At 70.2% G+C, this 15,147-nt stretch carries 14 protein-coding genes and 1 riboswitch; of the genes, 10 read left to right on the forward strand and 4 right to left on the reverse strand.

All coding sequences use genetic code 11. The features are described from left to right. Positions 1-7 precede the first annotated feature (7 nt). Positions 8-1,372 carry an aminotransferase class V-fold PLP-dependent enzyme gene (locus ABZX12_RS05450; RefSeq protein WP_355690077.1) on the reverse strand — a complete coding sequence of 455 codons (1,365 nt, stop codon included), beginning with the start codon at positions 1,370-1,372 and terminating at the stop codon, positions 8-10. 17 nt (positions 1,373-1,389) lie between these two features. Beyond that, positions 1,390-1,503: riboswitch (SAM riboswitch) on the reverse strand. Positions 1,504-1,599: 96 nt separating this feature from the next. On the opposite strand from ABZX12_RS05450, the gene ABZX12_RS05455 reads away from it, so the two are divergent. The 7 genes from ABZX12_RS05455 (at position 1,600) to pgsA (ending at position 9,434) form a co-directional block, all read left to right on the forward strand. Next, positions 1,600-2,115, forward strand: coding sequence for a DinB family protein (locus ABZX12_RS05455; RefSeq protein WP_355690079.1), 516 nt, complete (start codon positions 1,600-1,602; stop codon positions 2,113-2,115). A gap of 30 nt (positions 2,116-2,145) precedes the next feature. Further along, complete coding sequence (locus ABZX12_RS05460) at positions 2,146-2,916, forward strand: DUF4184 family protein (RefSeq protein ID WP_355690080.1); 771 nt, start codon at positions 2,146-2,148, stop codon at positions 2,914-2,916. A 73-nt stretch (positions 2,917-2,989) separates the two neighbouring features. Further along, the gene (locus tag ABZX12_RS05465; RefSeq protein ID WP_355690082.1) at positions 2,990-5,602 is read left to right on the forward strand and encodes a DNA translocase FtsK 4TM domain-containing protein; all 2,613 of its coding nucleotides are present in this window, start codon (positions 2,990-2,992) and stop codon (positions 5,600-5,602) included. Between the two features lie 4 nt (positions 5,603-5,606). Continuing rightward, positions 5,607-6,173 (forward strand): hypothetical protein, encoded by a 567-nt coding sequence (locus ABZX12_RS05470; protein ID WP_355690083.1) that lies wholly within the window; start codon positions 5,607-5,609, stop codon positions 6,171-6,173. 112 nt (positions 6,174-6,285) lie between these two features. Continuing rightward, positions 6,286-7,053 (forward strand): helix-turn-helix domain-containing protein, encoded by a 768-nt coding sequence (locus ABZX12_RS05475; protein ID WP_355690085.1) that lies wholly within the window; start codon positions 6,286-6,288, stop codon positions 7,051-7,053. A 48-nt stretch (positions 7,054-7,101) separates the two neighbouring features. Beyond that, positions 7,102-8,814 carry a 30S ribosomal protein S12 methylthiotransferase RimO gene (rimO, locus tag ABZX12_RS05480; protein WP_355690087.1) on the forward strand — a complete coding sequence of 571 codons (1,713 nt, stop codon included), beginning with the start codon at positions 7,102-7,104 and terminating at the stop codon, positions 8,812-8,814. Further along, positions 8,811-9,434 (forward strand): CDP-diacylglycerol--glycerol-3-phosphate 3-phosphatidyltransferase, encoded by a 624-nt coding sequence (gene pgsA, locus ABZX12_RS05485; RefSeq protein WP_355690089.1) that lies wholly within the window; start codon positions 8,811-8,813, stop codon positions 9,432-9,434. The genes rimO and pgsA overlap by 4 nt, the downstream gene beginning before the upstream one ends. 1,042 nt (positions 9,435-10,476) lie before the next feature. Here the strand turns inward: pgsA and ABZX12_RS05490 are convergent. Continuing rightward, positions 10,477-11,625: a DUF2332 domain-containing protein gene (locus ABZX12_RS05490; RefSeq protein ID WP_355690091.1), complete on the reverse strand. Its 1,149-nt coding sequence runs from the start codon at positions 11,623-11,625 to the stop codon at positions 10,477-10,479. A gap of 226 nt (positions 11,626-11,851) precedes the next feature. On the opposite strand from ABZX12_RS05490, the gene ABZX12_RS05495 reads away from it, so the two are divergent. From ABZX12_RS05495 to ABZX12_RS05505, 3 genes are all read left to right on the forward strand, one after another. Beyond that, entirely contained in the window at positions 11,852-12,712 is an 861-nt protein-coding gene (locus ABZX12_RS05495) for a MarR family transcriptional regulator (RefSeq protein ID WP_355690093.1), read from the forward strand. A gap of 140 nt (positions 12,713-12,852) precedes the next feature. Next, positions 12,853-13,332, forward strand: a complete 480-nt coding sequence (locus ABZX12_RS05500) for a CinA family protein (protein WP_355691308.1) — start codon at positions 12,853-12,855, stop codon at positions 13,330-13,332. Positions 13,333-13,495: 163 nt separating this feature from the next. After that, on the forward strand, positions 13,496-13,786 hold the full coding sequence (locus ABZX12_RS05505) for a helix-turn-helix transcriptional regulator (RefSeq protein WP_355690095.1): 291 nt from the start codon (positions 13,496-13,498) through the stop codon (positions 13,784-13,786). A 5-nt stretch (positions 13,787-13,791) separates the two neighbouring features. Here ABZX12_RS05505 and ABZX12_RS05510 read toward each other — a convergent pair whose 3' ends face one another. Continuing rightward, a complete protein-coding gene (locus ABZX12_RS05510) occupies positions 13,792-14,253 on the reverse strand; it encodes a DUF4262 domain-containing protein (RefSeq protein ID WP_355690096.1) in 462 nt (153 codons plus the stop codon). Between the two features lie 104 nt (positions 14,254-14,357). Beyond that, complete coding sequence (locus ABZX12_RS05515) at positions 14,358-15,143, reverse strand: DNA-formamidopyrimidine glycosylase family protein (protein WP_355690098.1); 786 nt, start codon at positions 15,141-15,143, stop codon at positions 14,358-14,360. Between the last annotated feature and the right edge of the window lie 4 nt (positions 15,144-15,147).

Here is a 15,147-nt window from a genome sequence, read left to right on the forward strand (position 1 = left end):
CTTGGGGCTACCAGATCCGCGGGGCCTGAAGGTCCCGCGGGTCGTCCGCCGGCTGACAGCCGTGGGCGCTCTCCGTGTACTCCGTGCGCGGACCGGTCGTGGCCAGCGTGCGGACGGCGTTGACGAGCCGGTCCACGTGCTCGCGGGTCGTCCCGAGGCCGAGGCTGGCGCGGACCGCCGTACCGTGCTCGGGGGAGTCGGCGAGCAGGTGGCCGACCAGCGGGTGGGCGCAGAACTTGCCGTCCCGGACACCGATGCCGTACTCGGCGCTGAGCGCCGCGGACACCAGCGTCGAGGTGCGGCCGGCGAGCGTGAAACAGACCGTGCCGACGCGGTCGGCCTCCTCGCCGAAGATCGAGTACGTCGTGACGCCGTCGATCTGGGCGAGTCCGGTACGTAGCCGGGCCAGCAGGCTGCGCTCGTGCTGCTCGATGGCGTCGCGGTGCTTGCTGATCGCGGCGCACGCGCTGGCCAGGGCGATGGCGCCGATCACGTTGGGGGAGCCGCCCTCGTGGCGGGCCGGTCCGGTCGTCCACACCACGGTGTCGCCCGTGACGGCGTGGGTCGCGCCGCCGCCGTACAGGTACGGGTCGGCGGCGTCGAGCCAGTCGGAGCGGCCGATCAGCGCGCCGGCGCCGTACGGCGCGTAGAGCTTGTGACCGGACAGGGCAACCCAGTCGACGTCCAGAGCGGCGATGTCGACCGCGCGGTGCGGAGCGAGCTGTGCGGCGTCGAGGCAGACCCGCGCGCCGTGGGCCTTGGCCACCTTGGCGATGTCGGCGATCGGGAAGATCTCGCCGGTGACGTTGGACGCTCCGGTGATGACGACGAGGCGGGGACCTTCGGGCGCCTGACGGAGCGCGTCGGCGACCCGGGTCACGGCCTCGGTCGGGCTGGACGGGGCCCCGAGGCGGACGGTCCGCTCGGCCGGCCAGGGGAGGAGTGCCGCATGGTGCTCGGACTCGAACACGAGGACCGTCGCGTCGGCCGGCACCGCGTGGGCGAGGAGATTGAGGGCGTCGGTCGTCTGCCGGGTGAAGATCACCTGGTCTGTGGGGCGAGCGCCGACGAAGGCGTGCACCTCGGCCCGGGCCCGCTCGTACCACTGGGTCGTGATCCGCGAGGCGTACCCGTTGCCGCGGTGCACCGACGCGTACGACGGCAGCGCGGCCTCGACGCTGGCCCGCACGGACTCCAGACACGGCGCGCTCGCGCCGTGGTCGAAGTTCGCGTAGTCGGTGACCCGGCCGTCGGCGAGCGGGACCAGCAGGTCCGAACCGACGGTGGCGGGGATGTTTCCGGTGACCTGACGCGTGACGGTCGGCCGCGAAGTCGTCGTACTGGCCGGCTCGAGGATGGACAGGATCGACATGACGCTGCTCCCAGGGAAGTCCGCACTTGCCGAACGGGGTATCCGCACGACCTGGTCTTCACCCGGGGCACCCCACCGCGGAGGAGGGTTGCCGGCCAGCTAGCCGGGGCTTGTCGCTGGCACTCATGACCTGCCGAGAACGGTAACGAAGGGGACACGGCTGCCGCCAGTGACGATCTCATGTGATGAGATGAGTGAACACATCGTGGGACGACGTAAGGAAGTCGATGACCTGGAGAGCACCTGTGGTCGAGCGGCCGGACGGCTCGCTGACCGCGCCGGAACGCGAACTGCTGCAAGGCTATCTGCAGTTCTACCGCCGCACGCTGCTGTTCAAGTGCACGGGGCTGACCGCCGAGCAACTGGCCGAACGGCCGTCGCCGCCCTCCAATCTGTCGCTGCTCGGCCTGATCCGGCACCTCACCAAGGTCGAGCGGATCTGGTTCCGCATCCACTTCGCCGAGGTCCCCGCCGAGCCGGTGTTCCCGCTGGAGCTCGGCAAGGACGCCGACTTCGACCTGGTCGACGCCGCCGACGCGCAGGAGGCGTACGAAGGTCTGATCGCCGAGTGGAAGCTCTCCGACGACGCCGCGGCCGGCCACTCGCTGGACGAGCGGTTCACGTTCAAGGGCATCGACTCGACGCTGCGGATGATCTACATCCACCTGATCGGCGAGTACAGCCGGCACTGCGGCCACGCAGACCTCTTGCGGGAGCAACTCGACGGGACCACAGGCGCCTAACACGACCTGCCACGCGCCTAGGCTGCCGCCGTGCCGTTCACCCTCGCCCACCCCGCGGCCGTCCTTCCACTGTGCCGGCGTCCGTTGGTGGCGTCGGCTCTCGTGGCCGGCGCGGTGGCTCCCGACCTGCTGTACGTCGGGCCGATCTACCGGATCGCCACGCAGATCAACGGCAACTTCACGCTGACTCTCACCCACAAGTTCTGGTCCACGCTCTGGCTGGATCCGTTGCTGGCGCTCGTGCTCTTGCTGTGCTTCAACTTGGCGCTGCGGCGACCTCTCACGGCTCTGGCCCCGCCCGCCCTCGCGGCGCGCCTGCCCGCGGCGGACCGGCCCCGCCCGGTGTGGGTGGTCGCCTCCGCCTTTGTGGGTGCGCTGACCCATGTCGTCTGGGACTCGTTCACTCACTATGACGGGTACTTCGTCCGACAGTTCCCCGACGTTTTCCGGGCACGGGTGACAGGAGCGTGGGACGTGAACCGCGTCTTCCAGTACGCCAGCACGGTCGGCGGCTGTCTCGTCCTCGCCGTCTGGCTCTACCGCTGGTACCGCCGTACCTCGCCGTCTGCTGTCGTCTCCGGGGTGCCGTCTTGGGTGCGATATCTCGTGCTGGCGGCGCTGGTGGTCTTCGGTGTCACCGGCGCGATCGTCGAGCTCGGCCGGGTGGACGGCGAGTTCGCCGGGGAGACCGCCGTACGGCTGGTGCTGTCCGGGCTCGTGTCCGGCGGCCTGGCCGCGCTCGCCTGGTACGTCGTGCTGTGGCACCTGGAGCGCCTGCGGCGGCGTACGCGCGTGTCGTGACGCTACGGATGGGGCAGCGTGATCGGCGTGTGACACGTGGGACTCGAGGGGTGATCGGGGTAGCCTGAACGATATGGCGACCCGCACGTCTTCCCCGGCGCGGGCGCAGAAGTCGGCAGCCAAACGGCCGAGCACGGCCCGTTCGGCGGCCGGTGGACGCCCCCGTCCGTCAGGCGCCCAGAAGCGTGGGCAGAGCACGAAGCGCGGCGGTGGAACCACCGCCGCGCGGACCAGCACGCCCAAAAACAGCGGACCGGGCCCGTTCGCGGCCGCCATGCTCGCGCTCGGCCGCGGGGTGGTGAAGATCTGGATCGGCATCGCGCACCTGCTCGGCGGCATGGTGCGGGGGATCGGTCACAGCGCCCGCGACCTGGAGCCGGAGCACCGCCGGGACGGCGCCGGCCTGTTCCTGATCGGTCTGGCGGTCGTCGTGGCCGCCGCGATCTGGTGGGACCTCCCGGGCGCCGTCGGCAACGGCGTCCGGACCGTCGTCGGCGGCAGCATCGGCATGCTCGGCTGGGCGCTGCCGCTGATGCTGGTCGTCATTGCGATCCGCACGCTGCGTCACCCTGACCGCAACGGCCCTGCCGGACGACAGGTCATCGGGTGGACCGCGGTGTGCCTCGGCGTCCTCGGCCTGATCCACATCGCCAACGGCCTGCCGCGCCCGAGCAACCCGGCCGACGGCCCGCTGCGTGACGCCGGCGGCGCGATCGGGTACTTCATCTCGTCGTTCCTGTCGGACCTGCTGACGCAGTACGTCGCCGCCCCGCTGCTCGTCCTGCTGTCGATCTTCGGCGCGCTGGTGATCACCGGTACGCCGGTGTACGCGATCCCGCTGCGGTTCCGCGCGGCGTTCGACGTCCTGATGGGACGCACCGAGCTGCCCGAGGACGCGCCGTCCGTGGCCGCTGCGCCGACCGACGACACCGTCCGGCTGACCCGCAAGCAGCGGCGCGCGAAGGCCGAGCTCGACGAGGACGGCGAGCCGACCGTCAAGCCGTACGACTCGCCGGTGCTCGGGGAAGCCCCGAAGCGCGGCCGCAAGAAGGCGAAGCCGCCGGAGGACGCGTACGACGTCGACAGCGCCGAGGAGGCTGCTGCCGCCGAGCCTGCCTTCGAGCCGCCTGCCGCCTCGAGCAAGCCCCCGGCGCCGGCGCCGGAGCCGCCGCCGCACACGCCGCTGCCGCAGCGGGTCGAGCAGCTCAGCCTGTCCGGCGACATCACCTACACGCTGCCCGACGGGCAGATGCTGAAGCCCGGCTCGGTGCACAAGGCCCGCACCAAGGCGTCCGACCAGGTCGTCGACCGGCTGACCGAGGTGTTCGAGCAGTTCGGCATCGACGCCCAGGTCACCGGCTACACGCGCGGCCCGACCGTCACCCGGTACGAAGTCGAGCTCGGCTCCGCGGTCAAGGTCGAGAAGGTCACCGCGCTGTCCAAGAACATCGCGTACGCCGTCGCTTCGGCCGACGTCCGGATCCTGTCGCCGATCCCGGGCAAGTCCGCGATCGGTATCGAGATCCCGAACACCGACAAGGAGATCGTCAGCCTCGGCGACGTGATCCGGTCCGCGACCGCCCGCAACGACCACCACCCGATGGTGGCCGGACTCGGCAAGGACGTCGAAGGCGGGTTCGTCGTCGCGAACATGGCGAAGATGCCGCACCTGCTGGTGGCCGGCGCCACCGGATCGGGCAAGTCGTCGTTCGTCAACTCGCTGATCACGTCGATCCTGATGCGCGCCACCCCCGACGAGGTGCGGATGATCCTGGTCGACCCCAAGCGGGTCGAGCTGAACAACTACGAGGGCATCCCGCACCTGATCACGCCGATCATCACCAACGCCAAGAAGGCGGCCGAGGCGCTGCAGTGGGTCGTTCGCGAGATGGACATGCGCTACGACGACCTGGCGGCCTTCGGCTTCCGGCACGTCGACGACTTCAACAAGGCGGTCCGCGGCGGGAAGGTGAAGCCGCCGCCCGGTAGCGAGCGGGTGCTCACGCCGTACCCGTACCTGCTGGTGATCGTCGACGAGCTCGCCGACCTGATGATGGTCGCGCCGCGCGACGTCGAGGACTCGATCGTCCGGATCACCCAGCTGGCGCGCGCCGCCGGCATCCACCTGGTGCTCGCCACCCAGCGGCCCTCGGTGGACGTCGTCACCGGTCTGATCAAGGCGAACGTGCCGTCCCGGCTCGCGTTCGCGACCTCGTCGCTGGCCGACAGCCGGGTCATCCTCGACCAGCCGGGCGCCGAGAAGCTGGTCGGTCAGGGCGACGGCCTGTTCCTGCCGATGGGCGCGAGCAAGCCGATGCGTATCCAGGGCGCCTGGGTCACCGAGAGCGAGATCCGCGGCGTCGTCGACCACTGCAAGGAGCAGCTGCAGCCGACGTACCGCGAGGACGTCACCGCGGCCCCCGGCCCGAGCAAGGACCTCGACGACGAGATCGGCGACGACCTGGACCTCGTGGTGCAGGCGGCGGAACTCATCGTTTCCACCCAGTTCGGCTCCACGTCGATGCTGCAGCGTAAGCTCCGCGTCGGTTTTGCCAAGGCCGGCCGGCTGATGGACATCCTGGAGAGCCGCGGCGTCGTCGGTCCCAGTGAGGGCTCCAAGGCCAGGGACGTCCTGGTCAAGCCCGACGACCTAGAGGACTTCATCACCACCCTCCGAGGAGAGTGAGACCGTGACCGCCGCGAGCGCAGTGCCCAGGCAGGATCGATTCGACGTCGATCCCGAGCCCACGCCGTTCACCGTCCGGGCCTCCCAGAAGGTGCACGGCGGACTCGCCGTCGGCGCGGCGCTGGTGGCGATCGGCTTCGCGGCGTCGGGATCCACCAGCCCGACCGGCGTCCTGCGCTGGCTCGCGGCCGCGGCGTTCGCGGTGCTGGCGGTGGTCTGCGCCCGCGCGCTGACGGTGGGGGAGATGCTGGTCGCCGACGACGTCGGCATCCGGCTGCGGATCGGCAGCGAGTGGGTGGGGACCCGCTGGGAGGACATCGAAGAGGTGACGGTGCTGCAGCGGCGGCATCCGCTCGACGACGGGCGGATCGCCGTACATCTGCAGGATCCCGGGCCGATCCTCGGCGCGATGCCGAGTTCGACCCGCAAGACGACCGATGCCAACCGGCGCCTGACAGGGGCCTCGCTCGCGATACCGTTCGGGTTGACGGCCCGGCCGTCCAACGGGGAAGTGGTGCAGGCGCTGCACATGCTGGCCGATGCGAGATGTCCGGTCAGGGAACAACTCTGACTCGTCCGTGACTCCGTCGGGCGAGGGCCGTTGAGATGATGTCCGCGGCACTGCCGTGGGCGAGCACAGCCCGTCCGGGGGACAGGGCGACGAACGAGAGGGTGGTGGCGAAGTGAGCATCGGCAGCGATCTCACGGCGGCCCGGGAGCGGGCCGACATGACGATCGAGCAGCTGAGCGCTGCGACCCGGATCAGATCCGGGCTGCTGATCGCCATGGAGGCCGACGACTTCTCCCGCTGCGGCGGGAACTTCTACGCCCGCGGGCACATCCGGTCGATCGCTCGCGTGGTCAAGGCCGACCCCGCCCCGTTGCTCGCCGCCTTCGACGCCGAACACGCCGTCGAGGAGGAGAAGTCCCGCCGCGAGGAGCGCGCCGCGGTCAAGGCCCCGACGCTACGTCCGGCGCGGCCGCGCTGGGCGCTGGTGGTCGGCGCGATCCTGGTGATCCTAATGGGCTGGGGGATGGTGCGCCTGTTCACCCTGCCCAGCGACATCGAGGCCAACGCGTCGAAGACCGCGACCGCCACCGCGACGGTTACGACGCCGACCCCGAAGCCGACGCCGCAGCCGAGCGTTCAGCCCACCAAGACGCCGACCTCGGCGAAGCCGCCGGTGCTGAAGACCTCGCTGACACTGACGGCGAAGGGCAACGGCACGTACCTGACGGTCCGCGACAAGAAGAACCGCCGCCTGTTCCAGGGCCGCCTCGGCCCGGGCATCGCGCAGTCCGTCACCAGCTCCGGCGACATCCGGGTGACAGTGGGCAACCCCGCCAACCTCGTCGTCGTGCTGAACGGCAAGCAGATCCCGACCAAGCTCTACCGCTTCACCGCCCACCCGGACGGCACGCTCAGCAAGACCACCGGCACCGGGTCCTGAAGCTGCTGAGTTAGGTGGGGACGTGCACAGCGCGTCATACTCGGGGGGATGACTACGCCACCCACCACCGTCGCCCTGGTCACGCTGGGCTGTGCCCGTAACGATGTCGACTCCGAGGAACTGGCCGGCCGGCTCGAAGCCGGCGGATTCCGGCTCGTCGACGACGCCGCCGAGGCGGACACGGTGGTGGTGAACACCTGCGGCTTCGTCGAGGCCGCGAAGAAGGACTCCGTCGACACGCTGCTCGCGGCCGCCGACTACAAGGAGTCCGGGCGTACGCAGGCCGTGGTCGCGGTCGGCTGTCTCGCCGAGCGGTACGGCGAGCAACTCGCCGAGGCCCTCCCGGAGACGGACGCGATCCTCAGCTTCGACGACTACACCGACATCTCGGACCGCCTCCGCAGCATCCTCTCCGGCGCCAAGCACCAGCCCCACGTGCCCCGCGACCGCCGCAAACTTCTGCCACTCGCCCCCGCCGACCGCCACACCACCCCGGGCGTAGCCATCCCCGGCCACGGCGACGCAACGACCCCCGACTCGTCCGGCGCCTCCGAGCAGGCTGCTGTTGTGGGCTCGCACATCCCCGAGCAGCTCAGGCCGGCCGGCGCCACTCCGAGCGTTCCTGGCGAGCTCAAGGGACGCTTCGTCACCGGCGCCTCGGAAGAGCTGAAGATCGACGCCCCCGACCTCGCGACGGCCCCCGCCAGCGGCCCCCGCGTCATGCGTCGCCGCCTCGACGGCGGCCCGATGGCCCCGCTGAAGCTCGCCTCCGGCTGCGACCGCCGCTGCGCGTTCTGCGCGATCCCGATGTTCCGCGGCGCCTTCGTGTCCCGCCGCCCGGGCGAGGTGCTCCGCGAGGCCGAGTGGCTCGCCGAGAACGGCGTCCGCGAACTCTTCCTCGTCTCCGAGAACTCCACCTCCTACGGCAAGGACCTCGGCGACCTCCGCCTCCTCGAAACCCTGATCGGCGAGATCGCCCAGGTCGCAGGCATCACCCGAGTGCGCGTCTCGTACCTGCAGCCGGCCGAGATGCGCCCCACCCTGATCACCGCGATGACCGGCACCCCCGGCGTCGTGCCGTACTTCGACCTGTCCTTCCAGCACGCCTCCGGCCCGCTACTGCGCCGCATGCGCCGCTTCGGCGACTCCGAGCGCTTCCTCGAGCTCATCGCCCAGGTCCGCGCGGCCGCGCCTAGCGCCGGTATCCGCAGCAACGTCATCGTCGGCTTCCCGGGCGAGACCGAGGAGGACGTCGACATCCTCTGCGACTTCCTCTCCCGCGCCGGCCTGGACGCGATCGGCGTCTTCGGCTACTCCGACGAGGACGGCACCGAGGCCGAGACGTACGACGGCAAGCTCGACGAGGACACCATCGCCGCCCGCCTGGACCGCGTCACCCGCCTGGCCGAGGACCTGACCTCGTCGCGGGCCGAGTCCCGCATCGGCGAACTGGTCGAGGTCCTGGTCGAATCCCTCGACGACGCCTCCGACGCCTCCGACGCCTGCGACGCCTCGGGGTCGGACGCTGCCGGGTCGGACGCTGTCGCGTCTGTCTCCGGGCAGTCTGCCGAGGGCCGGGCCGCGCACCAGGGCCCGGAGGTGGACGGGATCACCACGCTGACCGGCCTTCCGGACGGCGTCCGCGTGGGCGATCTGGTGTCCGCGAAGGTCGTCGCGAGCGACGGTGTTGACCTGATCGCCGAGTTCGCGGCACTCGTGAGCACCCCAAGCGGCCGTCCGGCAGCTAACCTGACCGCGTGAGCAACCCCCCGACGAACCCGGCACCGGGCGCCGCCGGCGGTCCTCTCCACGCGCCCAGCGCCTGGAACCTGCCGAACGCGCTCACGGTGCTGCGGCTGGTCCTGGTACCGCTGTTCGTCTGGCTCCTGCTCCGCGACGGCGGCGAGGGCACCGGCGACCGGCTGCTCGCCACCGCCGCGTTCGTCGTCGCCATCGTCACCGACCGCTTCGACGGCGACATCGCCCGGCGCTGGAACCTGGTCACCAACTTCGGCAAGATCGCCGACCCGATCGCCGACAAAGCCCTCACCGGCGCCGCCTTCATCGGCCTCTCGTACCTGGGCGAACTCCCGTGGTGGGTCACCGTCGTCGTCCTGGTCCGCGAATGGGGCGTCACCCTCCTCCGCTTCTGGGTCATCCGCCACGGCGTCATGCCCGCCAGCCGCGGCGGCAAACTCAAAACCGTCCTCCAAGCCATCGCCCTGGGCCTCTACCTCCTCCCCTGGCAAGACGTCGCCCTGATCCACTGGCCCGCCGTCATCATCATGGCCGCGGCCGTCCTGGTCACCCTCGTCACAGGCCTCGACTACCTCCTCCGAGCCCTCCGCCTCAGAGCCGCCGCCAAACGCCCCCTCCCATAACCGCCGAACCCGGCTTACCGCGCGCCCCCGAACCTCGTGCAGACGGGTATGGCGTCCCCTCAGGCACTGCCCAGGCGCGGCGTGCCGCAGGCGAGGTGCGAGGTCGGGGGCTCCGGTGTGTGGGTACGGCCTGCTGCCGGGGATGGCGTCCCGCCGGGCACTGCCCCCATACGGCGTGCCGCAGGCGACAGGTGCGAGGTCCGGGGTTCCGGTGCGTGCGGGGGACGGCGTGCTACCGGGGACTGTCCGCACCCAGGGGCAGTGAGCATGGCGTGTGCCGCCGGACAAGTGCGGACGGGTACGGCCTATCGCCGGGGACTGTTCCGCGTACGGCGTGCAGTGCCGCGTGCGACAGGTGTTGGGGTCCGGGGTCCGGTGCGTGCGGGTAAAGCGTGCTGCCGGGAACTGATCGCACAACCCGGCCGCGAGCACCGCGTGTGCCGCCCGGGAACCGGTACGGACTGGTACGGCGTCCCGCCGGGCACTGCCCGCGTTCGGCGTCCGGCCGGGAACTGTTCGCTGATGGCGGCATCGGCAACACGTGCACCGCTCGGTAACTGGTGCGTGCGACTACGGCGTGCTGCCGCGGACTGCTCACACACGCGGGCAGCGAGCAAGGCGTGTGCCGCCGCGGAACCCGATGCCGCGGGCACGGTGTGCTGCCGGGATTGTTCGTGTACGGCGTGCCGCGGGCGACAGGTGCAGGCTCCAAGGCAGGTGGGAACGGGTACGGCGTGACCGCCGGGATCCTGGGCCTACGGCACGGTCGGTCCTAAGGCTGGTCAGCCCTGGGGATGGTGGATCTAGGGACCGGCCAAACCTAGGGCTGCCAGGCCTGGGTCCGGTCGGCGCAAGGGGCCAGTCGGACCCGCGGACCGGCCAGCGCGGGGGGAGCAGGACAAGGCGTCCGGCGCGCCCAGGGGTCCAGCGAGGGAGAGCCGGGCTCAGGACTCGCCCAGATGGCCCAAGGAGTCGCCCGGTCGGCTCGGGACGCCGCCAGCGGGCTGACGACGCTCAAGCGGGCTAACGACGGTCAGTGGGCTTACGACTCGGCCAGCCAGGTGAGCATTTCGCCGCGGAGCCAGCAGCGGCCGACTGCGGTGGCGTGGAGCGAGCTGTGATCGAACACTGCCAGCCCGAGAATGCTGTGCCCGGAAGCCCGCCGATCGCCGAACGTCGGGATTCCCGGCGCGACCCCGACCCCCTCCACCGACACCCACGCGACCGGCCGCCGGGTCGCTGCCTCGTCCAGCCGCTGCAGGAACCGCAACCGTCCTTCGAGATCCAGACCCGACAACGCCCAGGTCGTGATCACCACCGGCAGTACTACATCCGGCACCGCCCCGATCGCCTCCGGCAGCACCTGGACAACGTCACCCCGCACCAGCTCCGGGGGAGCCGCCGACGCCAACGCCAACTCCGCCTCGAGCCTCGCCCCTCGCTCCACCTGATCCGGCGGCACACACGCCCGCAGCCACCGCACCGCATCCGCATCCGTCACATCAACCGGATCCGCATCAACCACCACGCGAGCCCCAATCTCCGGCATCCCCAGAGACGGCACCCGCCCCTCACCCACAACCGAAGCCGACACCTGAACCGCCGACCCCGGATCACCCAACGACTGCCCGTTCCCGTACGTGATCCCCACCCGATCAACCGTCAAATTCAGCCCAGCCGACCGCCCCACATCAACCAACCCGACCGACTCCGCCCCCACCCGCCGCGCCACCTCAGCAACAGCCGGGTACACCAGGGCATGCCGTCCACCCTCGTCCCCCGACACCTTCCGCCCCGAGGCGACCTCCACGAGAGCCCCTCCCAGCCGCCCCACCGCGCCCACAGCCACCCGACCAATCTCCGTGCCCGGCGGACTGGGATGAGCTGCGGTGCTGGCGAAGGCGGCGGCCAGCTCGGAGGCCTGGCCGCCGAGGGCCAAGTAGTGAAGTGCGGCGAGGATTACCGCCGGACGCCGGCCGCGTGGCGAGGCGCTCTCGATGACCCGCAGCGCTTCGTCCGACTCACTCAGCGCGATCGCGATCTGCGCGTACACCGGTGAGATCTTCGGCGCTTCGACCTCACCGAACCGTCGATAGACCTGCGCAAGCGTACGCCCGCGACCGCCACCCTCCACGCTTCCAGCAGTCGACATCGGCATCCGAGCGAGTCTAGGTCCTGTCCGGTAATCCATCGCCTACTGCGGGGCACTCGGCACGGCACCTCCTCGCGACGGCGCTGGATCACCAGACAGGACCTAGTCACGCCCGCGCAGCCAGCCTCCAAACACAGCCAATCCAGTCATTGCGCCGGCAAGGCGTCGAGGGACTTCCTCAAGCGTGTCGGATCAGGACGAGCGCCTTCGTAGCCATTGTGAGAGACCAGCAACGGGCCGGTCGCTTCAACTTCGGGAGATCAGCATGTTGGACACCCGCTCCACCTCACCAGCACTCGCCACACCGGCCGCCGTCGGGCGTCGGTTGGGGAACGACCTGCTGGAGCCGCTGCACTTGGTCGCCTACATGTCCGACGAGCCGAACGAAGCGCTCCGGGCCCTCGGGTACGAGGGCTACTGGCCCGGATACTTCGCCGCGCGATCCGCCCCGCTGGGCCGGGTACCCGCCGAAGTCGTGGATGCGCTCTTCTACAACTTCGCCCCTGGCGAGGTCGCGGCCTGCATCCCGGCGTGCTGGGACGTCGCAACGCCCGAGGCGGCACTCGAGGCCCACCGCCAAGGATGTGTCGCGGCACTGCGGCGCATCCTGGGTGACCTCGCCGACACGCCGGCGGTCAGCCGCGCCGCGGACCTCGCCATCCGTGCAGCGATGAACGCCCCTGTGGAAGGGCGGATCCTGTACGCCGCCCTGCGCTCGCTCCCGGTGCCGGACGAGCCGCTCACCCGCCTCTGGCACGCGGCCACGCTCCTCCGCGAGCACCGCGGCAACGGCCACGTCGTGGCTCTGGTGTCCGAAGGCATCGACGGCCAGGAAGCCCACGTGCTGCAGGCGCTCGACTGGGGCATGGCCCCGGCCGACTACGGACGTCTCGACCCGCTGACGCCTGCTCAACTCGACGCGGTCGTGGACGGCCTGCGCGAACGCGGCCTCGTGGACGCGGAAGGCAAGTTCACGCCTGCCGGACGCGAGACGAGGAACCGCATCGAGGCCCTCACGGACGCGCTCGCCGCCCCCGCGTACGACTGCCTGCAGCCGCACGAGATCGACCAACTCACCGCCGACCTCGAACCCCTGGTCGAACGCATCGCCACAGCCGGCTACTAGCCGAACGCGCCCCCGTCGTCACCGTCGACACACCACGAGGGGCATGGTGTGCGATGTGGGGCAGCGGGTGTGGTGTTGGCTGGTGGCACTGGAGTGCCGATGTGGATCGAGAGTCGGAGGTGGGCGTGGCCGGAGACGCAATTGAGGCGGCGGTTGGCCGATTGGTGGAGCTCTTGCTGGAACATCGCGTGACGCTGGCCACGGCTGAGTCGTTGACAGGGGGGATGGTCGGGGCGGTTCTGACGGATGTGCCGGGGGTGTCGGCTGTGTATCGGGGTGGCGTGGTGGTCTACGCGACTGACCTGAAGGCCAAGCTCGCGGGTGTGCCGGAGGATCTGCTGGCTGCTGTGGGTCCGGTGCACCCGGACACGGCCGCCGCGTTGGCCACCGGTGTGCGGGAGCGTCTAGGGGCGGATTACGGGCTCGCGACGACAGGTGTGGCCGGTCCGGACCCGCAGGCGGGTATCGAAGCCGGCACGGTGTACGTCGCAGCGGCCGGGCCGAGCTCCGTGCAGGTGCGGAAGCTGCAGTTGAGCGGCGATCGGACAGCCGTCCGCAGGGGGAGTGTGCAGGCCGTCCTGGAACTCGGGGCAGAAGTTGTGACGGAAGATCTCGACTGAACGGGGTGTTGGGACCAGCATGGGGACAGGTAAGGCAGACTGGCACGGCGCACCGAAGGTGGACATTGCGAGAAGTAGTGACCCAGCAACAGGTACCGTTGGTTCCTACGGCCGAGCTACCGTGCGGGTAGGGACGGCCGGACAGGCGGAAGGGAGAAACCTCATGGTGCTGGTTCGTGGCCTGCTGGGCGACGTGCTGCGGCGTAAGCGGCTGCGCCAGGGGCGCACTCTGCGCGAGGTCTCCGCCGACGCACGGGTCAGCCTCGGCTACCTGTCCGAGGTCGAGCGCGGTCAGAAGGAAGCTTCGAGTGAGCTGCTGGCGGCCATCTGTATGGCGCTGGACGTGCCGCTGTCGACTGTCTTCGCCGAGGTGAGCGAGGATCTGGCGCGCGAAGAGGCTCTGGTGCTGGCGCACCCGGCCATCGAGACCGAGGTCGTCGCCTCCGCCGCCTGACCTGGTCATCGCCCGTCTCCGTCAGGACCGGCACTACTGCTGGGCGGCTGGATCAGAGCTGTGCGGCCCGGCCACACGAGCTGCAGTGCCGGCAGCGACGGCTGCCCAGGCTGCCGGAACATCGTGTTGGCGGTGAACAGGTGCAACGCTGAGTCCGGAAACCGGAGCAACTCGGCTGTGTGTGGTGGCGGGAACAGCTCCGACAGGTCGTCGCCCTCGTCGAACGTCGCACCTTCGATCACGGCCCAGGCGAGTGGCTTGAGCCCGAGATAGGCGTGACACGGCTCAGGCTCGAAAACGATGATCTCCGGATGCCGGTACAGGCTGAGGCCGAGTGTGTACCCGAAGGCCGGGTTCCGGTCGCCGTCGCCCTCGACGAACTGCATCGTCCAGCCGTAGGTCTGGATGTTCCGCTCGATCTGCCGCGAGTACCGCTCGTCGGTCAGCCCGCCACACTGGTCGCACATCGCCTTCTCCTCTCGCTCGAACACCTGTTCGATGCGTCAGAGAAGGTATCCGTGTTCGGTCCCGTCGGAGGAGTTGTCCACAGGGCATTCCCACGACGGAGAGGTCACGTCTCGGGCTGGCAGGCCGGGCACCAGTAGGTAACTCGTTCCCGGGTCGGCTCGCCGAGCATCTCGGTCAGGATCGTCGTACCGCACCGGCGGCAGGGCTTCCCGGCGCGCTCGAACACCCATGAGCGTTGTCCCGGCCGGTCGATGCCGGTGCTGACCTGCGCGACATTGCGTACGTTGGCTTTCATCAGTTTCCGGCTCAGGTCGACCGCGGCGGGGACATCGACCTCCGCCACCGGGCGCCGCGGGTGCAGGCCGAGCAGGAAGCAGACCTCCGTGCGGTAGAAGTTGCCGATCCCGGCGAGGTTGCGTTGGTCCAGCAAGGCCTCGCTGATCGTGCGCCCGGCATCGGACTCGACGTTCGCGATCGCGGTCGCCCGGTCGAACGACGGCGACAGCAGATCGGGGCCGAGATGCCCGACGACGCTGTCTTCGTTGTCGGTGGCGACGAGGTCGAGCACCGGAAGGCGGTATCCAACCGCGGTCCAGGCTTCCGTTTCGAGGACCGCGCGTATCTCGTGGCCCGGCCCGCCACGCCATCGCTCACCCGGTCGATAGAGATGCCAGCTGCCGTCCATCCGGAAGTGGCTGTGCACCGTAACTCCACCGGAGAGGCGCATCAGGATGTGCTTGCCGCGCGCAACCACCTCCGACACGGTCCGCCCGCTCAGGTCGGTCGTCGCCAGCGACGGCACACGGAAATCGGTGCGAACGAGCACCTGGCCGGCAAGCGCCTGGTTCAGCCGCTTGCAGGCCCGCCAGACGGTGTCTCCTTCAGGCATGACC

It is taken from the genome of Kribbella sp. NPDC003505 (assembly GCF_040610875.1).
Taxonomy (GTDB): Bacteria; Actinomycetota; Actinomycetes; order Propionibacteriales; family Kribbellaceae; genus Kribbella.

Bases quoted from the DNA above. Each gene is read 5' to 3' on its own strand.
- ABZX12_RS05450 (WP_355690077.1), bottom strand. From the start codon at position 1,372: ATGTCGATCCTGTCCATCCTCGAGCCGGCCAGTACGACGACTTCGCGG.
- ABZX12_RS05455 (WP_355690079.1), top strand. From the start codon at position 1,600: ATGACCTGGAGAGCACCTGTGGTCGAGCGGCCGGACGGCTCGCTGACC.
- ABZX12_RS05465 (WP_355690082.1), top strand. From the start codon at position 2,990: ATGGCGACCCGCACGTCTTCCCCGGCGCGGGCGCAGAAGTCGGCAGCC.
- rimO (WP_355690087.1), top strand. From the start codon at position 7,102: ATGACTACGCCACCCACCACCGTCGCCCTGGTCACGCTGGGCTGTGCC.
- ABZX12_RS05490 (WP_355690091.1), bottom strand. From the start codon at position 11,625: ATGGATTACCGGACAGGACCTAGACTCGCTCGGATGCCGATGTCGACT.
- ABZX12_RS05495 (WP_355690093.1), top strand. From the start codon at position 11,852: ATGTTGGACACCCGCTCCACCTCACCAGCACTCGCCACACCGGCCGCC.
- ABZX12_RS05505 (WP_355690095.1), top strand. From the start codon at position 13,496: ATGGTGCTGGTTCGTGGCCTGCTGGGCGACGTGCTGCGGCGTAAGCGG.
- ABZX12_RS05510 (WP_355690096.1), bottom strand. From the start codon at position 14,253: ATGTGCGACCAGTGTGGCGGGCTGACCGACGAGCGGTACTCGCGGCAG.
- ABZX12_RS05515 (WP_355690098.1), bottom strand. From the start codon at position 15,143: ATGCCTGAAGGAGACACCGTCTGGCGGGCCTGCAAGCGGCTGAACCAG.